The 22,711-nt window shown below is 73.3% G+C and carries 20 protein-coding genes and 1 pseudogene; 15 read left to right on the forward strand and 6 right to left on the reverse strand.

The genetic code is table 11. The features are described 5' to 3' along the window. Positions 1–215: 215 nt before the first annotated feature. A pseudogene (locus ASG96_RS24610) lies at positions 216–517 on the forward strand (nitroreductase/quinone reductase family protein); the annotation flags it as partial. 57 nt (positions 518–574) lie between these two features. On the opposite strand, the gene ASG96_RS05365 reads toward ASG96_RS24610, so the two are convergent. Then, entirely contained in the window at positions 575–1,285 is a 711-nt protein-coding gene (locus ASG96_RS05365; RefSeq protein ID WP_056755415.1) for a PadR family transcriptional regulator, read from the reverse strand. A gap of 387 nt (positions 1,286–1,672) precedes the next feature. On the opposite strand from ASG96_RS05365, the gene ASG96_RS05370 reads away from it, so the two are divergent. The 4 genes from ASG96_RS05370 to ASG96_RS05385 are packed head-to-tail and all read left to right on the forward strand — an operon-like array spanning position 1,673 to position 5,247. Beyond that, entirely contained in the window at positions 1,673–2,107 is a 435-nt protein-coding gene (locus ASG96_RS05370) for an ATP-binding protein (protein WP_056755418.1), read from the forward strand. Positions 2,108–2,127: 20 nt separating this feature from the next. After that, positions 2,128–3,582, forward strand: coding sequence for an LLM class flavin-dependent oxidoreductase (locus ASG96_RS05375; protein WP_056755421.1), 1,455 nt, complete (start codon positions 2,128–2,130; stop codon positions 3,580–3,582). A gap of 28 nt (positions 3,583–3,610) precedes the next feature. Next, positions 3,611–4,498 carry a DUF5926 family protein gene (locus tag ASG96_RS05380; protein ID WP_057587148.1) on the forward strand — a complete coding sequence of 296 codons (888 nt, stop codon included), beginning with the start codon at positions 3,611–3,613 and terminating at the stop codon, positions 4,496–4,498. A 14-nt stretch (positions 4,499–4,512) separates the two neighbouring features. Next, entirely contained in the window at positions 4,513–5,247 is a 735-nt protein-coding gene (locus ASG96_RS05385; protein ID WP_056755425.1) for a glycosyltransferase family 2 protein, read from the forward strand. 10 nt (positions 5,248–5,257) lie between these two features. On the opposite strand, the gene pyrE is transcribed toward ASG96_RS05385, so the two are convergent. Both pyrE and ASG96_RS05395 read right to left on the reverse strand, forming a co-directional pair. After that, positions 5,258–5,833, reverse strand: coding sequence for an orotate phosphoribosyltransferase (pyrE, locus tag ASG96_RS05390; protein ID WP_200958595.1), 576 nt, complete (start codon positions 5,831–5,833; stop codon positions 5,258–5,260). Between the two features lie 11 nt (positions 5,834–5,844). Then, positions 5,845–8,037: a hypothetical protein gene (locus ASG96_RS05395; RefSeq protein ID WP_057587150.1), complete on the reverse strand. Its 2,193-nt coding sequence runs from the start codon at positions 8,035–8,037 to the stop codon at positions 5,845–5,847. A 97-nt stretch (positions 8,038–8,134) separates the two neighbouring features. Here ASG96_RS05395 and ASG96_RS05400 point away from each other — a divergent pair, with 97 nt between their 5' ends. Both ASG96_RS05400 and pheA read left to right on the forward strand, forming a co-directional pair. Next, positions 8,135–8,674, forward strand: a complete 540-nt coding sequence (locus ASG96_RS05400) for a DUF4446 family protein (protein WP_157610658.1) — start codon at positions 8,135–8,137, stop codon at positions 8,672–8,674. Next, positions 8,671–9,618: a prephenate dehydratase gene (gene pheA, locus ASG96_RS05405; protein ID WP_255359543.1), complete on the forward strand. Its 948-nt coding sequence runs from the start codon at positions 8,671–8,673 to the stop codon at positions 9,616–9,618. Before ASG96_RS05400 ends, pheA begins: the two co-directional genes overlap by 4 nt. A gap of 34 nt (positions 9,619–9,652) precedes the next feature. On the opposite strand, the gene ASG96_RS05410 is transcribed toward pheA, so the two are convergent. After that, positions 9,653–10,423 carry a peptidoglycan-binding protein gene (locus ASG96_RS05410; RefSeq protein WP_082591646.1) on the reverse strand — a complete coding sequence of 257 codons (771 nt, stop codon included), beginning with the start codon at positions 10,421–10,423 and terminating at the stop codon, positions 9,653–9,655. 436 nt (positions 10,424–10,859) lie between these two features. Here ASG96_RS05410 and ASG96_RS05415 point away from each other — a divergent pair, with 436 nt between their 5' ends. From ASG96_RS05415 to ASG96_RS05430, 4 genes are all read left to right on the forward strand, one after another. Beyond that, positions 10,860–12,434: a S8/S53 family peptidase gene (locus tag ASG96_RS05415; protein WP_057587156.1), complete on the forward strand. Its 1,575-nt coding sequence runs from the start codon at positions 10,860–10,862 to the stop codon at positions 12,432–12,434. Then, complete coding sequence (locus ASG96_RS05420; protein ID WP_020143616.1) at positions 12,431–13,012, forward strand: RNA polymerase sigma factor; 582 nt, start codon at positions 12,431–12,433, stop codon at positions 13,010–13,012. Before ASG96_RS05415 ends, ASG96_RS05420 begins: the two co-directional genes overlap by 4 nt. 1 nt (position 13,013) lies before the next feature. After that, positions 13,014–13,517, forward strand: coding sequence for a carboxypeptidase-like regulatory domain-containing protein (locus ASG96_RS05425; RefSeq protein WP_056755439.1), 504 nt, complete (start codon positions 13,014–13,016; stop codon positions 13,515–13,517). Positions 13,518–13,625: 108 nt separating this feature from the next. Continuing rightward, complete coding sequence (locus ASG96_RS05430) at positions 13,626–16,199, forward strand: CHAT domain-containing protein (RefSeq protein ID WP_057587158.1); 2,574 nt, start codon at positions 13,626–13,628, stop codon at positions 16,197–16,199. Between the two features lie 161 nt (positions 16,200–16,360). Here ASG96_RS05430 and ASG96_RS05435 read toward each other — a convergent pair whose 3' ends face one another. Beyond that, positions 16,361–17,542: an NAD(P)/FAD-dependent oxidoreductase gene (locus ASG96_RS05435; protein ID WP_082591647.1), complete on the reverse strand. Its 1,182-nt coding sequence runs from the start codon at positions 17,540–17,542 to the stop codon at positions 16,361–16,363. 80 nt (positions 17,543–17,622) lie between these two features. Between ASG96_RS05435 and ASG96_RS05440 the strand changes: the two genes are divergently transcribed. Further along, positions 17,623–18,486 (forward strand): methyltransferase domain-containing protein, encoded by an 864-nt coding sequence (locus ASG96_RS05440; protein WP_157610660.1) that lies wholly within the window; start codon positions 17,623–17,625, stop codon positions 18,484–18,486. Between the two features lie 2 nt (positions 18,487–18,488). Here ASG96_RS05440 and ASG96_RS05445 read toward each other — a convergent pair whose 3' ends face one another. Continuing rightward, positions 18,489–19,148, reverse strand: a complete 660-nt coding sequence (locus ASG96_RS05445; protein WP_057587166.1) for a DUF2461 domain-containing protein — start codon at positions 19,146–19,148, stop codon at positions 18,489–18,491. A 113-nt stretch (positions 19,149–19,261) separates the two neighbouring features. Here ASG96_RS05445 and efeU point away from each other — a divergent pair, with 113 nt between their 5' ends. Genes efeU through efeB form a run of 3 tightly spaced genes read left to right on the forward strand, consistent with a single transcriptional unit; the run spans position 19,262 to position 22,704 of the window. After that, positions 19,262–20,125 (forward strand): iron uptake transporter permease EfeU, encoded by an 864-nt coding sequence (gene efeU / locus ASG96_RS05450; protein ID WP_057587167.1) that lies wholly within the window; start codon positions 19,262–19,264, stop codon positions 20,123–20,125. 51 nt (positions 20,126–20,176) lie between these two features. Further along, positions 20,177–21,349 (forward strand): iron uptake system protein EfeO, encoded by a 1,173-nt coding sequence (gene efeO / locus ASG96_RS05455; protein ID WP_057587168.1) that lies wholly within the window; start codon positions 20,177–20,179, stop codon positions 21,347–21,349. After that, positions 21,346–22,704 carry an iron uptake transporter deferrochelatase/peroxidase subunit gene (gene efeB / locus ASG96_RS05460; protein ID WP_369813563.1) on the forward strand — a complete coding sequence of 453 codons (1,359 nt, stop codon included), beginning with the start codon at positions 21,346–21,348 and terminating at the stop codon, positions 22,702–22,704. The genes efeO and efeB overlap by 4 nt, the downstream gene beginning before the upstream one ends. Positions 22,705–22,711: the final 7 nt, after the last annotated feature.

A 22,711-nucleotide genomic window follows, 5' to 3' on the forward strand; every position in this document is an offset into this window, starting at 1 on the left:
TGCCGGACGAGGCCCGCATGGTCCCGACGGGTCCTACGCTGCAGGCATGCAGCTGCGCCCCGTCGACGACGCCAACCCGGTCCAGCGCGCCCTCCGACGGCTCGTCGCGTCCAAACCCGGAGCGTGGGTCTCGAAGCGCACGCTGCACCGTCTCGACCTGCTGGCCCACCGGTTCGCGCCCGGCCGGACCCTGCCGAGCCAGTGGCTCCCCCCCNCCGGGCAGCCCCGCACCGTGCCGCTCATGCTCGCGCCGCTCGACGACGGGTGGGGAGTCATCGCCTCCCACTACGGGTCGGCCACCCCGCCGGCGTGGTACTTCAACCTCCGGGCCCACCCGCAGGCCTCCCTCGAGGTCGACGGGGTCGTGCACCGCGTCCGGGCCGAGCAGGTGCAGGGCCCGGACAAGGAGCGGGTGCGCGAGGCGGCGCTCGACTTCTACCGCGGCTACACGGCGTACGAGGAGCGCGCCGGCGGGCGCGACCTCGGCTTCTTCGTGCTGCACCCCGAGCGCGACTGAACGCGCTCGGGGTGCAGGCGGAGCGGCGTGCTCCGGCGTTCTCGGGCGTACTCCGGCCTACTCGGGGTCGCCGTCGGCGAGCAGGCGGTAGAGCTTGCGCCGGGTCTCCGTGAGGATCTCCGCCGCCTCCGCCCGCTGCTGTGACGTGCCGGTCGTGACGACCTGCCACATGCCGCCCATGACCTGGCCGACGAGCGGCATGAGGTCGTTGGCGCCGCCGGAGGGGCGGGGGGCCTCCTCCTCGGTCGACTCCTCGAAGGGCCGCCAGGTGGCGGCCATCTCCTCGGCGTTCTCCTCGACGTAGGTGCGACCCGCGTCGGTGAGGCGCAGCAGTCGCCGGCCCTCGACGTCGCGGCCCTCGACGAGGCCTTCGTCCTCGAGCTGCTGGACGGTCGGGTAGACCGAGCCGGGGCTCGGCTTCCACGCGCCGCCGGTGCGCTCGGAGATCTGCTGGATGAGCTGGTAGCCGTTCATCTCGTCGCCCGCGAGGACGTCGAGGATGGCGGCGCGGACGTCGCCGCGTCGGGCGCGGGGCCCGCGGCGTCCGCCGAACTCGGAGCCGAACCCGGGTCCGCCGAAGTGGCGGACGAGGTCGGCGACCCACGGGGGCGGCCCGGGGCGGCCACGGCCGCCGGGGCCGGGTCCTCCGGGACCGCCCCAGGGGCCTCGACCGGGTCCGAAGCCGGGGCCGTTGCCCTGGCCTCCCCAGCCGCCGCCCCAGTTGCCGTCCCAGCCGGACTCACGTCGGTGGTGGTGGTGTCCGTGCATGGTGGTTCTCCTTCTGTGAACGCGACTCACGAACAGTCGCGATAGGTCGACGATATATCGCGACTGTTCGCTGTGCAAGAGGCGGACACATGGGTACGGGGCGGATCGAGTCGAACGCCGGGTGTGTCGCGCCGCCTCCGTCGATGCGGCCGTATCGCCTTCTCTAGTCTCCGCGCTAGAGAGGTTGATATGGACGAATCGACAGGTCAGCGGCACGGGAAAAACTCACACTTCATTGAGGTCCGGCGCAGGTTTCGTTAGCGTTCAACGACGGGGGCATGCGAATCGCCCGTGAGGAGGACTGACGTGGCGAGCACACAGGGGAGCGGCTCGGCGTCCCACATGAACGTGGACGCCCGACGAGCCAACGCGATCGCGAGGAGATCCATGAGCAACGTCCCAGCCGTTCCGCTGGGCGAGAAGCGCACGGTCCGCATCCAGTGGGCCCCGTCCGCGGCTCCCCGCATCCGCAAGGAGCTCGTCGAGGACCTCCTGGCACGTGAGGTCTCGCCGCAGGTCATCGACGAGGCGGAGATCGTCGTCAGCGAGCTCGTCGCCAACGCCATCCGCCACGCAAAACCCCTGTCCGACGGTGCGATCCGCATCCACTGGAAGGTCAAGAACAACGTCGTCGAGGTCGAGGTCTCCGACGGTGGCGGTCCGACCGCCCCGCGCCCAGCACCGCCGACCACGTGGGCACCCGGCGGACGCGGGCTGCGCATCGTCCGCTCGCTCGCGCACGAGTGGGGCGTCATCGAGGAGCCCAACGGCCGCACGGTCTGGGCGTCCCTCGGCGGGCCCTCGCGCCGCCGCTCGCACTGAGCCGACGGGCAGCCCGCGCCGTGTCCCTTCCCGACCCGGCGCTCGTCGTCCTCGTGGGCGCCTCCGGGTCGGGGAAGTCGACGTGGGCCGCCTCGCGATACCGCGCCGACGAGGTCGTCTCCTCGGATGCGCTGCGCGGTGTCGTCGGCAGCGGCGAGCACGACCTCGACGCCTCCGCCGACGCCTTCTCGCTCCTCGAGCAGGTGGTCGCGGCCCGCCTCGGCCGACGCCTGACGACCGTCGTCGACACGCTCGGCACCGACCCCGCCCGCCGCCGCGGCTGGCGTGACGCCGCCCGGGCCGTCGGCCTTCCGGCCGTCGCCGTCTTCCTCGACACCCCTGCCGGCGTGTGCCGTTCGCGCAACGCCGCCCGCGACCGCCCGGTCCCCTCCCGCGTCCTCACGAGCCAGCTGGCGTCGGTCGCGGCGACGGTCGACCTGCTCGAGGCCGAGGGGTGGCAGGTCGTCCGTGTCGCCACGGACGAGCGGGCCGCCACCGGTGACGCGGCCGAGTCCGCTCGCGCGTCGACTTCGCCCGCTCAGCACGAGGACCTGCGCGGCGTCGTGCTCCAGCTCTCGCGCTTCCCCGCCGAGGGCGACCTGCTCGCTTGGCTGCGTGACATGGCCGGGGCCGCCGAGGAGGCCGGTCTCGCAGGCCTCGCACTCATGGACCACCTCATCCAGATCCCGCAGGTCGGCCGGGCGTGGGACCCGATCCCCGAGCCGTGGGTGACCCTGGGTGCCCTCGCCGCCTCGACGTCGCGGCTCCAGCTCGGCACCCTCGTCACGCCCGTCACCTTCCGCGCCCCGGGCATCACCGCCAAGGCCGTGGCGACGCTCTCGGCGCTCACGGGTGGGAGGGCGTTCGTCGGGGTCGGTGCCGGCTGGTGGGAGCGCGAGCACACGGCATACGGCCTCGGGTTCCCCTCCGCGAGAGCGCGGCTCGACGCGCTGGAGCAGGGCATCGAGACGATGAAGGCCCTCTGGGCCCCGGGCACCAAGCCGTATGCCGGACGGCGGGTCTCGCTGCCCGAGACGACGTCCTACCCCCGACCGGTCGGCGACATCCCGGTCATCGTCGGTGGTGGCGGTGACCGCACCCTGCGCATCGCGGCCCGCCTCGGCGACGGCTGCAACGTGCCGTCCGACGAGGCGGGTCTCGCCAAGGTGGCGCGCTACCTCGCGCTCGTCGCGGAGACAGGACGCGACCGCTCGACGGTCCACGCGACGGTGCTCGACCTCCCGCTCGTCGGCCGCGACCGCGACGACGTCTGGTCCCGCGTCGAGCGGCACCGCGGCCCCACCGCCGCAGCGGCCTTCGCGGCCCGGCACCACGCGGGCACGTCGACGGAGCACGCGGCCCGGCTCGCGGGCCTCGCCGACCTCGGCGTCACGACGGCCTTCGTCGCGCCGGTCGGGCTCGACGGCCCCGACGACGTGCTGGCCCTCGCCCCGCTCGCGACCGCGTTCGGCTGACCCCGGCCCGGCCACTAGGGTGGCGCGCATGGGTAAGGCATCACGACGACCGCGCAGCGAGCGCGCAGACCGTTCCGCACGTCCGCTTCCGGCCCCCTTCGTGGCCCGCCCCTTCGAGGGCCTGCCCAACGAGACCGACTGGGTCGCGATGCGCGAGATCGTGCCGGCCGCGACCGCGACGGTCCGCTTCGCCGAGGGCAAGACCCCGGAGGGTGCGCCCGACGAGGTGACGATCGCGACCGTGCTCCCGCTGGCGTGGCCGGGCCTGCACCGCGAGAGCGGTGAGGTGCTCGTCGGCATCCAGTCCGGCAACGCGAGCGGCGACACGAGCCGTGACATCGCCCAGGCCATCGCCCTCGCGTCGGTCGCCGAGGCCGGCTCGCCGGTGACGACGCTGCCCGTGTCGATGGCCGACACCCCGCGCCTGCAGGACATCCTCGACACCGACTCGGCGTTCGAGATGCAGCTGCACGAGGGCTTCGACTTCTGGGTCGCCGACGCCGACCTCGACGCCGACGGCAAGGAGTCGCTCGAGCGTGCCAACGAGTCGGCCATCCCGACCGTCAAGCTCGACGCCGCGCCGTCCGCCTTCTGGTGCCGCATCGGCGAGCGCACCTACGTCCGTTGGGTGCTGCCCTTCGACGAGGACACGGCCACAGGCGCCCTCGCGCGGCTCCACGCCGCCGGCGACAGCCACCTCGGTGAGGACGGCCGCCTGCTCGGCTGCTTCCGCTCGAGCGGCCTGCTCATCCCGGTGTGGGAGGTCGACCCCGGCTCCTCGGCCGCCGACTTCGAAGACGCCGTCGCCGCGATGAAGACGCGGATCGAGGCCGCGGCCGCGTCGACCGAGCCGCTCACCGCAGCCGAGCGCGGCGCCAAGGCCGGCCTGACCAACCGCCAGGTCACCCTGCGCTGAGAGGACGCGCCCCGATGACGACGACTCCACCGCTGTCCGTCGCCGTCGTCATCCCGGCCAAGGACGAGTCGGCCCGGATCGCCGAGACGATCCGGGGCGTGCGCACCATCCCGGGCGTCTCCGCGGTCGTCGTCGTCGACGACGGCTCGACCGACGGGACCGCCGTCATCGCCGCCCGGGAGGGTGCCGAGGTCGTCCGTCACGTGCGCAACCACGGCAAGGCCGACGCGATGATGAGCGGCCTCGGTCGCGTCACCGGGCTGCGTCGTGTCGGGCGTCTCGACGCCAGCACGTCGATCCTCTTCGTCGATGCCGACCTCGAGGCGTCGGCCCAGGCCGTCGGCGCCCTCGTCGGTCCCGTCGCGCGCGGCGAGGCCGACCTCACGATCGCGACGCTCCCCGAGCAGAAGGGCAGCGCCGGGGGGCACGGCCTCGTCGTCGGCCTGGCCCGCCGCGGCATCGAGGAGCTGACCGGGTGGTCGCCGAGACAGCCGCTCTCGGGCATGCGCTGCCTCTCGCCGGCCGCGATCGCCGCGGCCACGCCCTTCGCCCGCGGCTGGGGTGTCGAGGTCGGCATGACCGTCGACGTGCTCGACGCGGGTCTGACCATCCTCGAGGTCCCCTGCGACCTGCAGCACCGGGTCACCGGCACCGACTGGCGCGCGCAGGTGCACCGGGCCGGTCAGTACCGCGACGTCGCGCTCGCCCTCGGCGTCCGCCGGCTGCGTCGCCGCCTCGGCCCCGGCTGACCCAGCCCGCTCAGCCCGCTCGGCCCGCTCGGCCCGCTCGGGCGGCGTCGAGGTCGGCGCGGGTCAGCACCGAGCGGGTCTCGAGGCCGAGCTCGTGGAGGCGGTTCGCCCCCGGCTCGCTGCGGTCGACGGTGCAGACGACCACCTCGACGGTGGCGCCCTGCTCCCGGAGCACGACCGTCGCATCGCGGGCGGCGCCGCCCGTCGTCACGATGTCCTCGACGAGCGTGATGCGCCGACCGTCCACGTCGGCTCCCTCGGCGAGCCGGCGTGTGCCGTACGCCTTGGGCGCCTTGCGGACGAAGAGCGCCGGGAGGCCGGTCAGGCTGCTCATCATCGTCGCGATCGGCACGCCGCCGAGCTCCAGGCCGCCCAGCAGGTCGCTGTCGGAGGGCACGAGGGGCACCATGGCCTCGGCCACCCGGCGCAGCAGCACGGGGTCGGACTCGAAGAGGTACTTGTCGAAGTACTCCGACACGACGGCGCCGGACCGGACGACGAACTCGCCCTCGAGGCGGCAGACGCGGTCGATGTCACGGGCCAGCCCCACACGGTCCGGGTGCCGGTCCGGCGTCTGCGGGTCCACGGGGTCGCTCCTCAGATGTGGTGGCGGTCGCGCCGTCGGCGCACCGGGGCGTTGCGCGCCTCGATGGACAGGAAGTGCATGACCGCCGAGACGACGAGGGGCACGGTGAAGATCGCCGCGACCGGCGGGATCGCCGCGCCGGAGTCGTTGGTGAGGAAGCCGATGACGGCCATGACGATGACCGACAGCAGGCCGCGTCGCATGAGCGGGGCCTCCTCGAGCAGGCGGCGCAGCGGCTCGGTGCCGAGGATGCCGGGGCGCAGCACGATCATGACGGCGAGCACCATGAGCACGACGACGATGACGAGCAGCACCGGCAGGTGCAACGCGAGGGAGATGTTGGCCCCGAGCTTGCGCGACATGACGTCCCAGGCTCCGCCGTCGATGACGGTCTGCAGGAAGCGGCCCGGGTGCGAGCGCTCGGACTCCGGCCGACGCCAGTCGAGGTAGCAGACGAGCCCGACGACGAGGCCCGCCACGACGAACACGATGGACACGTTGCGCACCGACGTCTTCCACCCCATCACGCCCATGAGGAGGAAGCCGAGAGCCGGCACGAGCGCGATCGGGCCGCCGAAGTCGGCGCCCCAGGCCGGCAGCACGTCGACGGCCAGCGCCACGCCCCCGATGACGACGACCGCGAAGACGGCGAGCCGCGGGGAGTCCCGCCTGACGAGCGCGTGCGCGATGGCGGCGCACAGCAGCAGGACGGCGGCGGCATACAACGCGAAGGCGACGTTGCCCATGCCGTAGAAGCGGCCTCCGACGAGCGGCTGGAGGCCGAAGATCGACGAGATCTGCAGGTGCGACCCGGTCAGCAGGTCGGTGCCGATGACACCGGCCGTGACCGCCGACATCGCCGCCAGCGGCCCCAGGGCGGAGCTGCTCCACGGTCCCTTGAGGCAGCCGAGGGTCAGCGCGGAGCTGATCGCGAGGACGAGGACGAAGAGCACCGCCACGAGCACGAACGTGTTGGTCGACCAGCGCCACCACGGGACGAGGTTGGCCAGGAAGGTCGCCGCCGGCATCGCGGCCGACACGAGCCCGACGAGGCGCACCATCCGGAGCACCCGCGCCCGGGTGAAGCGGCGGTTCCACGGGCGGGCACGGCGCATCACGAGCCACAGCACGACCATCGCCAGGGCCGTGCCGACGAGCCAGATGAGCAGGAAGGGCGCGACGACGTTGTGCATCGCGTCGGCCTTGGTGTCGATGTCGGTGAGCACCGTCAGCTTGGCCGCGGCCGTCGACTCGCTGTTGTTGGCCGACGGCACGACGCTGAGCGCTCGACCCCCGATGGCGGACTGCGGCTCGACGCCACCGCGTTGGAGGATCGTGGCGGTGACGTCGGAGAGCTGGGCGACGCCGACGAGGCGGGTCGAGGCCGACGCGAGCAGCCCGGGTGCGTAGTGCGGCCCGCTCGCCGTCAGCAGCCGCAGGCGCTCCTGCTGGTCACGGTCGGCGAGGCCGGCCACGACGAGGTCGGCGCCGTTGGGCATGGCGTCCATGACGAGCTCGATCCGGCGCTCGATGCCGTTGATCTTCTCGAGGTGCCGCGTCGGGTTGGGGTCGGTCGAGTCGATGCCGCCGACGTCGACGATGCTGACCGGGCACTGCGCCAGGTCGGACACGAGGGTCGTCGCCTGGAAGGGGGAGTACTTCGCGACCTTGCCGTCGGACGTCGCGGCCGCGAGGCCGGCGCCCGGGCCGACGGCCTGGATGCACGTCTTGTCGGCCGCGAAGCTGTCGCCGAGCAGCCCGAGCTGCGCCCGGAACTCCGCCTCGCGTGACGCAGCCGCCAGGGCGTCGAAGCCGATGACGCGGTAGCCCGTGGTGGCGTCACCCGCGACCGGCGGCAGCGGGGTGCACTGGGGCCGGGACTCGGTGGTGTCCGGGCCGGCCGCCTCACCGGCCGAGACCGTGGCCCAGCCGTCGGTCGGGCACGTCGTCAGCCGCAGGCTCTTGACCGACACCGAGCCGGCCGAGCCGTCGCGGAGCAGGCCCCAGAGGATGGGGGTGTCCTCGGCCGAGACGTCGTCCCACGAGAGGCCACCGAGACCCACGACGACGAGCGACTCGCCGGGCTCCGGCGCGGTGGTGGGCGGGACGGGGACGGTGGTGCGCTTGACGTAGGCGAGCGTGAGCGCAGCCACCATCACCAGGAGCAGGACGACGAGCGTCTTGACGGGGTGGCGGCGGATCACGGGGGACAGACTACAAACCGCGGCTGTCCGTGTAGGGCGAGGTCACGGGCTGGAATCGAAGGGCCCCCCGCGACGGGCGCGGCTACCCTTGCCGATCGTGGACGCCTCGACGCTGACGACCCTGGCCATCGCCGCCGTCGTCGTCGCCCTGCTCGCCCTCGCCCTGGCCGTCGGGGCCCAGCTCCGCCTTGCCGGGGTCCGCCGCGACTTCGCCGCCCTCGGCGACGACGGCCAGACCGACATCGCGCGCGTCGCGGCCACGCAGAACCATCGCATCGACCGGCTGACGGCCGAGCTGACCCGCCTGCGTGACCACGTGGCGAGCGCCGAGGACGACGTGCGCCAGAGCCTGCGCAACGTCGCGGTCGTGCGCTACGACGCCTTCGGCGACATGGGTGGGCGGCTGTCGTTCTCCGCCGCGATCGTCGACGACCTCGGTGACGGCATCGTCATCAGCTCGATCCACGCCCGCGGGGAGTCCCGCACGTATGCCAAGGGCATCGTCGGCGGGAAGTCGAGCATCAGCCTGACCCCCGAGGAGCAGCAGGCGCTGGCCTCGGCCACCGAGGACGAGCCGGGCAGGGGTCGACCCCGGCGTCCCGCCGGCCAGTCCGACCGGACGAAGGACGCGTCGTGACGCCGCCCCGCACCCCAGACGAGCTGCACCGCTTCGGCTACCTCGGTCCGCGGGGCACCTTCACCCAGATGGCGCTCGACGCGTGGGACGCCGCCGAGGGTCGCGACCACCTGCCGTTCGGCTCGGTCGACGCGGCGCTCTCGGCGCTGCGGGCCGGTGACATCGACGCCGCGATGGTGCCGATCGAGAACTCCGTCGAGGGTGGCGTCTCCGCGACGCTCGACTCGCTCGCGACGGGCGAGCCGCTCGTCGTCATCGGCGAGGTGCTCGTCCCGATCACCTTCGTCCTGTGCGCCCGACCGGGTACGCCGCTCGCCGGGGTCCGCACCGTGGGCACCCACTCGCACGCGTGGGCCCAGGTGCGGGGCTGGATGGGTCAGCACCTGCCTGAGGCCGAGTACGTGCCGACCCTGTCGACGGCCGCGAGCGCCGCCGCGCTCGGGCAGCCGGGCGACGTCATGTTCGACGCCGGGGTCTGCGCCCCGGTCGCGGCACGCAACGAGGGGCTCGAGATCCTCGCGGAGGACATCGGCGACAACGCGTCGGCCGTCACGCGCTTCGTCCTCGTCGCGCGACCCGGCACACTGCCCGAGCCGACCGGCGCCGACAAGACGACGGTCGTGCTCTTCCAGCGCGACGACCACGCCGGTGGCCTGCTCGAGCTGCTCGAGCAGTTCGCGGTCCGCGGCGTCAACATGACCCGTCTCGAGTCGCGACCCACGGGCGCGGCCATGGGCTCCTACTGCTTCTCCATCGACTTCGAGGGCCACGTCCTCGACGCGCGCGTCGGCGAGACCCTGATGGGCCTGCGTCGGGTCTGCGCCGAGGTGCGCTTCCTCGGGTCCTACCCGCGCGCCGACGGCGGTCGCCCCGACGCACGGCCGGGCACGTCCGACGACGACTTCGACCGCGCCAGGACCTGGCTCGAGGACCTGCGCGCCTGAGCCGAGGCCGGCCGGCGAGCGTCGTCGACCGGCGTCAGCCGATCGTCGCGCCCATCTTGAGCAGGAAGAGGGTCTCGTCGCCGACGACACCGTCGTCCCCGACCCGGTTGGCCTGCTGGAAGCGCCGGACGACCTTCTTCGTCTCGGAGCCGAAGTCACCGTCGACCGTGAGGGTGCCGCCTGCGGCCCGCAGCGCGCGCTGGAGGGTCACGACGTCGGCGCCCTTCGAGCCCACCTCGAGCGTGCCGTCGCCGAGCGACCGTGAGATGAGCAGCACCCACATGCCGGCGTCGATGCGCCCCGGCTTGGGCGCCGGCCCCTCGAGGCTCGCCTCGACCTTCTTCACCGCCGCACGCGTCTGGGCGCCGTAGACGCCGTCGACGACGACCGGGCCGTAGTCGGCGTCGTTGAGGAAGCACTGGAGCGCCCGCACCGCCGGACCCTTCGCGCCGCGCTCGAGGACGGGGTATGCCGGCAGCGTCCGTTCGCACGCACCGGCGACGCTTCCCGGGTCGGTCGGCGTCGGAGCAGGCGTCGTCGGCGCGGCGCTCGTCGTGGCCGACGCGCTCGGGGTGGGCTTCGTCGGCGTCAGCGGGTCAGCGGTCACGGTCGGGATCGGGGCCGGGTCGCTGGGGACCGGGTCGACCGCGCCCGTCGCCGTGGCGGTCACCGAGGGGGACTCGGCGGCCGACGTCGTCTGCGGCGTCGTGCCGCTGCAGGCCGTCAACGTGAGGCCGAGCACGACCAGCGCTGCAGCAGAGGCGAACCCGCCCCGTCGACCGTCACCGTTCCGAACGCCTGCCATGCCGTGCACCTGACTCCCCTGAGCTCACGTCGCGGTCCCTGACGTCCGCGCCGTCCGAGAAGTATGCGCCGACGGGAGCGAGCGCGCGAGCGCGACGCGCGGCGACGGCATACGCGGTCGGTGTCCGGTACGGCACCTTTCGTCCCATGGGCAGGGAGAAGGGGCGCCGGTGCTGCCAGGCCCGGCGCCCCATGGACGGGACCGCCCCCTGGAAGTCCCGAACCCCTGTGCAGGTCACCGGGCCTGCTGCCCCTCCGCAGCGCCCCGTAGCAGCCCGGTGACCGTTCCCCCTGACCTCCCAGAGTCGACTCGTCCGGGCTTGATACGTCTCGGGAGGAAAAAGTTCGGGAGGCCCGATGTATCAGGAAAACGAGTACGGACACTCAGTCGGGTGTAAGGGTCTTTCCAACACCATCCGCCCCTCAGGAGGTTGTCGATGTCAGAGTCGGGTCCCGACGCCCCACAGGGAGCGAACGGCGAGCACGCCACCGGCGGCTCCCGCCGCCCCGAACGCCCGCCCGTCCGCGCCCTCGACCCGGCCACGGCGATGCGCCTGACCGACGGTCGCCCGCCGCTTCCCGCGCTCTACCTCTCCGACCGCCTGCTCGTGCGCAGCGCGACGGGCGGGGGCCGGCCCCGTGGTCTCGACGACCTGCGGACGGCGCTCGGCAAGCTCGATCTCGACTTCCGGGTGACGCCGCGTCCCGACGGGGGCCCGCGCGACCTCGACCAGCCCACCTGGGGCACGAGCATCACGCTCCAGCCGACCCGCTCGATCGACCCCGTCGACGCGTGGAGCGTGCTCCAGCACCTGCGCGAGGCCGGTGAGCCGATCGCCGAGCAGCTGAGCCTCGAGCACGTCCTGCGCCCGGCCGACGGCTACTGGGGCGGCGTGGGCGGCTACTGGGGTGGCGTCGGTGGCTACTGGGGTGGCGTGGGCGGCTACTGGGGTGGCGTCGGCGGGTACTGGGGTGGCGTCGGGGGGTCCGCGCTGCAGGAGTACTCCGTGCCCGGACGCGGCGGCCGTATGCCGGTGGCCCTGGCCCTGCCCGACCCGCGGCTGCGCGCCCGGCCCGTCGACCGCAACCCCGTCGTCGTCGTGCCCGACACGGCGATCGCGGCGCACCCGTGGTTCACGGACGGCGAGGGCCTCGTGCGGCTGGAGCTGAAGGACGGCCGGCTCGTGCCCGTCAAGACCCCCAAGCCCGTCGACCCGCCGATCTCGGTGCCGGCGCCGACCGAGCCGGTCGGCCTGCTCCAGGGTCACGCGACGTTCATCGCCGGGCTCGTCCGCCAGGGCTGCCCGGAGGCCACGATCCTCTCGATCCCCGTCATGGGCGACGACGGCGTCGTCGACGAGAGCGTCATGCTCGACGTCCTCCAGGCCCTGCTCGACCGGCACGTCCACGGGCAGGAGCACGACGACACGTCCGAGGTCGTCGACGTCCTGTCCCTCTCGCTCGGCTACTACGCGGAGGACCGCACCTACACCTCGGGGCCCGTCGCGGACCTGCTCGACCGGTTCGCCGAGCGCGGCGTCGTCGTCGTGGCCGGTGTCGGCAACGACGGCACTGACTCGCCCTTCGTTCCCGCTGCCCTCGCGGCCGCGCCGCCGCAGCGGGTCACCGCGAAGTCGGTGCCACCGCTCGCGAGTGTCGGCGCGAGCAACCCCGACGGGGTCACCGTCGCCCTCTTCTCCAACAACCTCACCGTCGTCAGCGCCGTGCGGTCGGGCGTCTCGGTCGTCAGCACCCTGCCGCTCACCAACGGCATGGGGCAGCCGTCGTCCGAGGTCTCGACCGACGGCACGGTGCGCTGCACGGTCGACCCCGACGACTACACCGGAGGCTTCGGCGTCTGGAGCGGCACGTCGTTCTCCACCCCGGTCTTCGCGGCAGAGCTCGCGGCGGCCCTCATCGGCGAGGGCGGCCTGACCGACGTCGCGCCGTCCGCCATGCGCAAGCGCGCCATCCGCGCGCTGCGCACCTGCATCGGAAGGGCGCGACCATGACCCCGACCCCCACCGCTCCCGACGGCCTCGGGACGCTCGCGGGCAAGGCGTTCGCGGCCTACCGCGCGGGCGAGCGCGAGCGGCTCTCCGAGCTCGTCGACCTCGTGACCCCGGTGCTCTGGAACGCCGCGCGCTCCCAGGGTGGTGCACCGGCGACGTGCGAGGACGCCATCCAGACGGCGTTCCTCCAGCTCGTCGACCGGGCCGACTCGATCAACGAGCCGGCGGCGGTGCTCGGCTGGCTCGTCGTCGTCGTCAAGCGCGAGGTCTGGCGCCTGGCCCGCGGGGCCCGGCGCGAGTTCGGGGTCGAGGAGGTGCCGGAGGCCCCGGCACAGCAGCTCGACCCCGAGGCGCAGTCGATCCTCTCCGAGCGTCAGCGCGTGCTGTGGAAGCACGTCTCGACCCTGTCCCCGCGGTGCCAGGAGCTGCTCCGGGTCATCGCGTTCGCCGACCGCCCCGACTACGCCGCCATCGCGGAGTCCCTGGGGATGCCCGTCGGCAGCATCGGCCCGACCCGCGGCCGCTGCCTCCAGAAGCTGAGGACCACCCTCGGCACCGACCCCGGATGGGCGGTCTGACATGACATCTCACACTGACGCCATCGATGCCCGCGACATCGCCAACCTCAGCCACGTGCGCGACCTCTTCGGCCACGCCGACCCGGTGCCGAGCGACCTCGCCGAGCGGGTCAAGTTCGCGATCACCGTGCACGCGCTGCACGCCGAGGTCGCCGAGCTCATGGACTCGGCCCTGCTGACGACGCGCGGCGCGGAGGCCAAGGTCGAGCCGACGCCCACCGACTCGGTGACGTTCACGGCCGCCTCGGTGAGCCTCATGGTCTCGGCCGGGCCCGCGGACTCCGACGACGACGACGCGGACGACCGTGTGCGCGTCGACGGCTGGGTCACGGCGCCCGGCGCACAGATCGAGGCGGTGACGACCGAGGGCAGCTCGACGGTCATTTCGGATGCGAACGGGCGCTTTGTTCTGGATGATCTACCCCATGGGCCGGTGCACTTCGTCGTCACCGACCCGGGCAACGAGGACATGCGACCGGTCATCACCCCCACGATCCAGATCTGACGATCCCGACCTGACGTGGTGACCGGCCCCTGAGCGAGAGGCCGGGCGGGAGCCATCGATCTGCTCGAGAGTGCACGCACCCTGCGCGAGCAGGGTGCCGCGGACAACATGGCCGGGCGGCCGGTCGATGCGGCGCGCTCGCTGACGGCGGCCCTCGACGAGATCGACCGGGCCGCCGGGTCGGCTCCCTCGCGGGATCGCCTCGAGCTGCGGTGCAAGACCCTCATCACGCTCGCCCTGACCGAGTTCATGCTCTCCGGCGTGGAGCCCGCCCTGGCCCGGCTCGTGGAGGCCGAGGCGCTCGTCGACGACCTCGGCGACGAGGCGCTCCGGGCTCGGCTCGACTACCAGCGCGCCAACATCCACGGCCGCGTCGGTGACCTCGCCTCGGCGTGGGACGGGCTCGAGGGGGCGGTCCGCCGCCTCGACGCCTTCACCGAGAGCGAGCAGTGCTCGGTGCACCTCAGCCGCGGGATGCTCGCCTTCGAGCTGCTGCGACCGCAGGAGGCCCTCGAGTCCTTCGCCGAGGCGGCGCGCCTCGCGCACGACCTCGGCGGGGCGCCCCAGGAGTTCATGGCGCGGCACAACGAAGGGTATGCCGCATACCTCCTCGGTGACATCCCGCGCTCCCTCGCCGGCATGGCTCGGGCCGAGGAGCTCGAGTCCGACGTCTTCACCGGCCCGGCTCGTCTCGACCGCGCCCAGGTCCTGCTCGAGGCGGGGCTCGTCAAGGAGGCCGTCGAGGCCCTGCACGGGGGCCTCGAGGCCCTCGAGGGCGAGGGCCACGACCAGATGCGGGCCGAGTTCGAGCTCGCCCTGGCGCGCGCCCACCGACTGCTCGGGCACCTCGACCTCGCGGCGTCGGCAGCGGCGTCGGCGCGGGAGACCTACTCCCGCATCGGGGCGACCGCCTGGGCGGCCAAGGCGATGCTCGTCGGGCTGCTCGTCGACCTCGACCGGCAGCGGCGCACCCGTCGCGGTCGGGAGCGGGACGGTGGGCAGTGTGCTGAGGGCACGCATCCCGCCGCCGACCTCGTCCGGCAGGTGGTCGGTGTCGGGGACGCCACCGTGGCGCTCGCGGCGGCGGCGACCGCCGACGAGCTGACCGACACGGCGACCGAGCTGGGCGACTCAGAGCTCGCCGACAGCGCGCGCGTCGTCGCAGCGCAGGCGCTGCTGCTCGCCGGTGACCCGGGCGGGGCCAACACGAGGCTGCTCAGCCTCGAGCGGGTCTCCACCGGCTCGCTCTCCGACGAGCTCGACGCGGCAGTCGTCACCGCCATGACGCTCGTCGCCACCGGCGACCTGGCGCCGGCCCGACGCATCCTCGTGCGGGCCTCGCGCCGCCTCGCGGCCGGCCAGGAGGGCAGCGCGAGCCTCGACCTGCGCACCGCCCGTGCGGTCCACGGCGCCCGGCTCTCCGAGCTCGACCTCGACCTCGCCGTGCCGCGGGGCAGCGCCTCGGTGCTCGAGGCCCTGGAGCGGTGGCGCAGCGCGACCGACCGTCTGCCCTCGCTCGGCCGGCCCGACGACGAGCAGCTCGCCCAGCTCACCGAGCAGCTGCGGGCCGTCCGCGGCCACCTGCGCGGCGAGGGCGACCCGGCGCAGGTGCGGGAGCTGCACGACCACGCCTCGCGCCTCGAGCGGCAGATCCGCGACCGCGACTGGGCCCTGAGCCGCAGCGGCGGGGCCTCCCGTGCCGTGCCCGTCCGGGTCCGCGAAGCCCGCGAGCACCTCGGCCGGGTCGATCGCGACCTCGTGTGGTTCTTCCGGCACCGCGGCCGCATCGGCGCCGTGGGAGTCGTCGGCGGACGGGCGACGATGCGCGACCTCATGCCGGCCGACCGGGCCGCGGAGCTCGCCCAGCGCATACGCGTCGACCTGCGGGCCGCGGCGACCCACCACCTCGGCCCGCTCGCCGGCGCCGTCTGGTCCTCGCTGCGAGCCAGCGCGACCGAGCTCGACGACGGGCTGCTGCGGCCGTGGCGCACGGGCCGGGGCCTCGTCGTCGTGACGTGCCCCGAGCTGTCCGCGCTGCCGTGGGCCCTCCTGCCCTCGATGGCGGGACGGCCCTTCACGGTCGCGCTCTCGCTGACGTCGTTCACCCGCCGGGCATCCGTCCGTGACGAGGCTTCCCGCCCTGCGAGCGTCCACGTCAGCGTCGGCCCGTCGGTGCCCCGCGCGTCGAGCGAGGCGCGCACCATCGTCAGCACCTGGGGGGAGCGTGCCCGCCTCGCGGAGCCGTCCCGACGGGCCGAGCTCGTCGGGGCACTCGCCCGACCCGGTGTCGTCCACGTCGCCGCGCACGGCACGCACCAGGTGGAGTCACCCCTGTTCTCCTCGCTCGTGCTCCACGACGGACCCGTCTTCGCGCACGAGCTCCAGCCCACGGGTGTGGGCGCCGACCACGTCGTGCTCTCGGCCTGCGAGGTCGGGCTCACGACGCCCAGGCCGGGGCACGAGTCCCTCGGCCTCGCGCTGTCCCTGCTCTCGCTCGGTGCCCGGTCGGTCGTCGCGGCCGTGTCGCCCGTGCCCGACGACGTCGCCGCGACGACCATGACGCGTCACCACGAGCTGCTCGCCTCCGGGCTCCCCAGCGACGAGGCGCTGGCGCGCGCGGTCGCCGAGACGGACGACGTCGCCGCCGCCTTCCTCAACCTCGGCGGCCAGCACCACCCCTGACGAGCGCGCCCGCCGTGTCCGGTCGGGTCCGAGGACTCGGATCCTGCTCCCGAAAACGGAGCAGCTTCCGATAGGGAGGCTCCCGCACCGATCCGGCGGGGACTCGGATCCTGCTCATGAAAACGGAGCAGGTTGCGACGACGGGGCCGGAACGGGCCTGGTCAGGCGGCCTTGCGACGGGCCTTGATCTCGCGGCGCTTGCGCAGCGCCATGGCCAGGGCGATCTTGCGTGCGTCGATCGACAGCTCGCGGAGCATGCCGGAGATCGGGTTCGTGTAGCCGGTGAACCACAGCCCCTTCGCGCCCCGCGCCGTGCGTCCGCCGCGCTCGACGGGGCGGCCCTTCTCGTCGAGGACGCCGAGGTGGCCGATGAGCGGCTCGAGACCCTGGCTGTAGCCGGTCGCGAGCACGACGAGGTCGGGGCGCAGGCGCGAGCCGTCGGCGAGCAGGACCTCGTCACCGTCGAACTCCCGGAGGGCAGCCACGGGCTCGACGGCCCCCGACCGGATCGCGTCGATGATGCCGACGTCCTGGACGGGGATCGCGTTGTCGCGCTCGACCCGAGTCAGCAGCCCGGTGTCGGGGCGCGGCATCCCCTGCGCCGTCAGGTCGGGGGTCTGGAGCCGTCCCACGATGGGCGCGACCCGGTCGACGAAGGCCGTCGGCAGGCGCCGCACCGCGATCCCGGTGTACTGCGCGGCATACGGCCCGGTGTTGCGGCGCAGGATGTGCGGCACGGTGCGGACGGCGAGGCGCACGCGGGCGGCGCCGTGCTCGACGAGGTCGACGGCCAGCTCGGTGCCGGTGTTGCCCGTGCCCACGACGAGCACGTCCTTGCCGCCGTGCGCCGACCCGTTGCGGTAGTCGCACGCCAGCACGACCTCGCCCGCATACCCTTCGAGGCCGGGCACGTCGGGCTCACGCGGCGTGTGGTTGAAGCCCGTGGCGACGACGGCGTAGGGCGCCGTGAGCGCGGTCCCGTCGGCGAGCGTGAGGGTCCACGACTCGCCGTCCGCGGAGCGGTCGAGGCGGCTCACCTCGGTGCCGAGGCGCACGTCGAGACGGTGGTGGGCGGCATACAGCTCGAGGTAGCGCACGACGTCGTCGCGCGCGACCCAGCGGCCCATCTCCTTCGGGATCGGGAAGCCCGGGAGGCCGGACAGCTCGCGCGGCGTGTGCAGGTGCAGTCGGTCGTAGTGGCTACGCCACGACGTGCCGACGCCGTTGCTCCGCTCGAGGACGACGCCGTGCAGGCCGCGGGCCTCGAGGGCGGCGGCCGTAGCCAGCCCGCCGGGGCCGGCACCGATGATGTACGCGTCGACCGGGACGCTGCGCTGGGTCACCGGGCCAACGTAGCCGCCCACCCTCGACAGTTCTCGGCAAACCCCGCACCGATCCGAGTGGTGGGCAGCATGCTGGAGCGGTGACCCCTCAGTCGGGCCCGACTCCTCCCGAGGAGTCGGGCGCCGCTCCGAACATGTTCATGCGGGAGCGGATCGGTGAGGGCGGCGCGGCTCGCGTCGCCACCCTCGTCGCACTCCTCGACGCGCAGGAGCAGCAGCCGGCCGTCCGGCGCCTGCGCGCGTGGGCGTTCGAGGCGCTCGCACCGCAGCCGGGGGAGTCGGTGGTCGACGTCGGCGCGGGCACCGGCACCGAGCTGCGGCGGCTCGCCGAGGCGGTGGCCCCGAACGGGCGTGCGGTCGGCATCGAGCCCAACCCCGGTCTGCGCGAGGAGGCGTCACGGCGCGCGGCGCTGCTCGGGTCCGCCGCGACCTTCATCGACGGCGACGCGGCCGACCTGCCCTTCGCGGACGGTGCGGTGCACGTGCTGCGCTGCGAACGCGTCTTCCAGCACCTCGCCGACCCGCAGGGAGCCGCGCACGAGTTCGCCCGGGTGCTCGCACCGGGCGGACGTGTCGCGGTGCTCGACAGCGACTGGGGCACCGTCATCAGCCACCCCGGCGAGCCCGACCTCGTGCGGCGCTACGCCGAGGCCAACTGGCGACGCATGCCCAACCCGTTCGCGGCGCGACACCTGCCGAACCAGCTGCGGGCCGCAGGGCTGCTCGTCGACCACGACATCGGCTCGGCCGCGCTGATCATGCCGCCGCGCGCCCTGCTCGGCAGCGGTGTGGTCCACCGCAACGCCGACGCCGCCGTCGAGGAGGGCGCCCTGACTCGTGAGGAGGCCGACCGGCTGCTCGCCAACGCGATGGCCGCGGCCCGGGCCGGCACGGCCTTCTTCTCGGTGACGATGTTCGGCGTCATCGGGCGCAAGCCCGACTGACCTCACGCGTCGGCGCCGACGTGCTCCTCGAGCCACGCGTTGAGCGGTCGCACGGCCCGCCAGGCGTCGCGCACCTCCGTGAGCGTCCGCCCGGTCGACAGCCACGCGGGCGCACCGAAGTCGCGCACGACCATCAGCTCCTTGTGCTGGAGCGTCTCGATGCGTGGGTGGTCGGCGGCATACCCCCTCGGTGTCGTCCTGACCTGTTCCCCGAAGAGGTCGAAGTCCTGGTCGCGCAAGGACGCCAGGACGGCCTCGAGCGCGAGTCCGCTCGCGGGCGCGTCGACGGCCGCCCGGAACCGGGCGGTGCGGGCGGGGCCCTCCGCGCGGAAGCCGCCACCCGCCCTCAGGCCGTCCGCGCTGACCTGCACGTAGTAGGCCTGCACGGTGCCGGCGCCGACGAGCGCGCCCTGGTGCGTCTTGTAGGGCGACTTGTCGGCGCTGAAGCGGACGTCACGGTTGGGCCGGAAGAGCTTCGCCGCCCCGAACTCGTCCTCGAGGGCGTCGAGCAGGGCCAGCATCGGCTCGCGGACGTCCCGCTCGTAGACGTCCTTGTGCGCGAGCCACCAGTCACGCGAGTTCACGTCCTCGAGCTCGGCGTAGAAGGACAGGGCCCCCGGAGGGAAGCCGGAGAAGGTCGGTGAGGGCTCGGGCGTGCTCATGTGGCGACTCTGACACCGCGACCGGGTTGTTAGGCAAGGCTTACCTGTGCTTTCCTGATTTCCGTCACGTCATCGTGGCGTAATTGTCGAGAACTACCTGAGAGAAGGCACCCGTGCTCGCGAGCAACGCGCTCATAGGACTCCGAGAAGGACTCGAGGCCGCCCTCGTGGTGGTCATCCTCGTGGCCTTCCTCGTCAAGACCGATCGCCGCTGGGCCCTGCGCCACGTGTGGACGGGGGTCGGCGTCGCCGTCGCCCTGTCGGTCGCCCTCGGCGCGCTGCTCACCTACGGCACGAAGCAGCTGACCTTCGAGGCCCAGGAGCTCATCGGCGGCAGCGCCTCGATCATCGCCGTGGTCTTCGTGACCTTCATGGTCTTCTGGATGAAGTCGGCCTCGCGCACCATCTCGGGCGAGCTCAAGGGCAAGCTCGACCAGGCACTCGACATGGGCCCCTTCGCGATCGCCCTCGTCGCCTTCCTCGGTGTCGGGCGAGAGGGACTCGAGACGGCGATCTTCTTCTACGCCACGACCGAGGCGGCCGGCCAGGGCAACAACCAGCCGCTTGTCGGCTGGGTCATCGGCCTCGCCGGCGCCGTCGTGCTCGGCTGGCTCATCTACCGCGGTGCCGTGAAGATCAACCTCGCAAAGTTCTTCCGCTACACCGGGATCCTGCTCGTCCTCGTCGCGGCCGGCATCCTCGCCTACGGCATCCACGACCTCCAGGAGGCCGGCTTCCTGCCCGGCCTGACGACGCTCGCCTTCGACGTCAGCGCCACGGTCGACCCGAGCAGCTGGTACGCCACGCTCCTCAAGGGCATCTTCAACTTCACGCCGGCCACCACCGTGCTGCAGGCCATCGCGTGGGTGCTCTACGTGGGCATCGTCCTGACCCTCTTCCTGCGCCCGGCTCGCACGACGCCCCAGGCCCCCGCCGTCACCCCGACCAGCACCACCCGCCCGTCGGTCGCCGCCTGAGCGACCCGCGTCACCCCTCCGCACTGACACCGAAGCCCCAGGAGATCCACCATGCCCCGCCCTGCCCTGCGCCCCGCCGTGCGCGTCGTCGTGCCGGCCGCGCTGTCGCTCGCCGCGGCCCTCGCCCTCACCGGCTGCGCCGACAAGCCGACGGCCACGGCCGGGTCCACCGCGGCCGGCGGTGCCGGCGGACCGATCACGGTCAACGCCACCGACACGGCGTGCGAGCTGAGCACCAGCACGGCCAAGGCCGGCACCGTGACCTTCCAGGTCACGAACTCGGGCAGCAAGGTCAACGAGTTCTACCTCTACGCCGAGGGCGACCGCATCGTCTCCGAGGTCGAGAACATCACGCCGGGCCTGAGTCGCGAGCTCAAGGTCGAGATCACCGAGCCCGGCACCTTCACGACCTCGTGCAAGCCCGGCATGGTCGGCGACGGCATCCGCGCCCCCTTTACCGTGACGGGCACCGCCGTCAAGGGCAGCGCCGACTCCAAGGTCGCCAAGGCGATCACCGACTACAAGGCGTTCGTCGCCTCCGAGGCCGATGAGTTCGTCGACGGCACCAAGGAGTTCGTCGCCGCGGTCAAGGCCGGCGACGTCGCGAGGGCCAAGTCGCTCTACGCCCAGGCGCGCCACCCGTGGGAGGCCATCGAACCCGTCGCCGAGAGCTTCGGCGACCTCGACCCGAAGATCGACGGCCGCGAGGACGTCATCGCCGACGGCATGGCCTTCACCGGCTACCACCGTCTCGAGAAGGACCTCTGGAGGGATGGCCTGCAGAAGGACTCGGGCGCCATCGCCGACCAGCTCCTCGCCGACGTCACCGAGATCGCCGCCAAGAGCAAGACCGTCGAGCCGACGGCCCTGTCGATCGCCAACGGCGCCAAGGCGCTGCTCGACGAGGTCGCGACCGGCAAGATCACCGGCGAGGAGGAGCGCTACTCGCACACCGACCTCTGGGACTTCGACGGCAACCTCGAGGGTTCACGCCAGGCTCTCGCCGTGCTGCGCCCCGTCATCGCCGAGCGCGACCCGGCCCTGCAGAAGGCGCTCGACGCCGACTTCACCGAGCTCTCGAGCCTGCTCGCCCAGCACAAGACCGGCGCCGACTACCAGAGCTACACCGCGCTGACGGACGCCGACATCAAGGAGCTGACCGTCTCGCTCGACGCCCTCTCCGAGCAGGTGTCGAAGGTGCCCGGCGTCGTGGAGGCCACGTGAGCCCCTTCCCTGACGAGCCCGGCGTCCCCGAGCGCGCCGACGCGACGGTCCCCGGGACCGAGGCCCGTGGAGGCGTGAGCCGCCGCCGTCTCCTCGGCGTCTCCGGGTCCGCCGCGGTCGCCGGCGTGGTCGCGGGCGCGACGAGTGCGTATGCCGTGTCGCGCGGTACCGACGCCACCGCGGCGGGTGCCCCGGCGTCCACCGCGGCACCCGCCCTCGCGCTCGACGCCGCCATCCCGTTCCGCGGCGAGCACCAGGCAGGCATCGTCACGCCCGCGCAGGACCGCCTCCACTTCGTCGCTCTCGACGTCGTGACGAAGGACCGCGCGCAGCTGCGTCAGCTCCTGAAGGACTGGACCCGGGCCGCCGAACGCATGACGGCCGGAGCCGAGGCCGCCCCGGGTGGTCTCGTCGGCGGTGGCCCCAACCGGGCACCCGAGGACACCGGCGAGGCATACGGCCTGCCGGCGTCCGGGCTGACGATCACGATCGGCTACGGCCCCTCCCTCTTCGACGACCGCTTCGGCCTCGCGTCGAAGAAGCCGGCCGCGCTGCAGGACCTCCCCGCCTTCATCGGCGACCAGCTCGACCCGCGCCGTACGGGCGGCGACCTCTGCATCCAGGCGTGCGCGAACGACCCGCAGGTCGCGGTCCACGCGGTGCGCAACCTCGTGCGCCTCGGCTTCGGGGTCGTCGCGGTGCGCTGGTCGCAGCTCGGCTTCGGCCGCACGTCGTCGACGTCGACCGCGCAGGCCACGCCGCGCAACATGTTCGGCTTCAAGGACGGCACCAACAACGTCAAGGCCGAGGAGCCCGAGGGCCTCGCGCAGCACGTGTGGGTGGCACCGGACGACGAGACCGGCGGCGGCGCCTGGATGGCCGGCGGCTCCTACCTCGTCGCGCGCCGCATCCGGATGCACATCGAGGTCTGGGACCGGACGAGCCTGCAGGAGCAGGAGGACATCATCGGCCGCGACAAGAAGGAGGGTGCGCCGCTCGGCCAGGCCAAGGAGCACGACGCGCTCGACTTCGCCAGGAAGGGGCCGGACGGCGGGCCGGCGATCCCCGTCAACGCCCACGTCCGCCTCGCCCACCAGAGCCACCTCGGCGGCATACGCATCCTGCGGCGGGGCTACAACTTCACGGACGGCTCCGACGGCGTCGGCCACCTCGACGCCGGCCTCTTCTTCCTCGCCTACATGCGCGACCCGCAGAAGCAGTTCGTGCCCATGCAGCGGGCCCTCGCCAAGGCCGACCTGCTCAACGAGTACATCGAGCACAACGGGTCGGCCGTCTTCGCGTGCCCGCCCGGCCTGGAGGACGGGCAGCACTGGGGCCAGGCGCTTTTCGCCTGACTCCTCG

The organism is Terrabacter sp. Soil810, assembly GCF_001429645.1.
Taxonomy (GTDB): domain Bacteria; phylum Actinomycetota; class Actinomycetes; order Actinomycetales; family Dermatophilaceae; genus Terrabacter.

Coding starts and splice junctions, on each gene's coding strand:
- ASG96_RS05415 (WP_057587156.1), top strand. CDS start 10,860: ATGTCAGAGTCGGGTCCCGACGCCCCACAGGGAGCGAACGGCGAGCAC.
- ASG96_RS05385 (WP_056755425.1), top strand. CDS start 4,513: ATGACGACGACTCCACCGCTGTCCGTCGCCGTCGTCATCCCGGCCAAG.
- ASG96_RS05370 (WP_056755418.1), top strand. CDS start 1,673: ATGAGCAACGTCCCAGCCGTTCCGCTGGGCGAGAAGCGCACGGTCCGC.
- ASG96_RS05365 (WP_056755415.1), bottom strand. CDS start 1,285: ATGCACGGACACCACCACCACCGACGTGAGTCCGGCTGGGACGGCAAC.
- ASG96_RS05425 (WP_056755439.1), top strand. CDS start 13,014: ATGACATCTCACACTGACGCCATCGATGCCCGCGACATCGCCAACCTC.
- ASG96_RS05445 (WP_057587166.1), bottom strand. CDS start 19,148: ATGAGCACGCCCGAGCCCTCACCGACCTTCTCCGGCTTCCCTCCGGGG.
- ASG96_RS05380 (WP_057587148.1), top strand. CDS start 3,611: ATGGGTAAGGCATCACGACGACCGCGCAGCGAGCGCGCAGACCGTTCC.
- ASG96_RS05420 (WP_020143616.1), top strand. CDS start 12,431: ATGACCCCGACCCCCACCGCTCCCGACGGCCTCGGGACGCTCGCGGGC.
- ASG96_RS05410 (WP_082591646.1), bottom strand. CDS start 10,423: ATGGCAGGCGTTCGGAACGGTGACGGTCGACGGGGCGGGTTCGCCTCT.
- efeO (WP_057587168.1), top strand. CDS start 20,177: ATGCCCCGCCCTGCCCTGCGCCCCGCCGTGCGCGTCGTCGTGCCGGCC.
- ASG96_RS05430 (WP_057587158.1), top strand. CDS start 13,626: ATGGCCGGGCGGCCGGTCGATGCGGCGCGCTCGCTGACGGCGGCCCTC.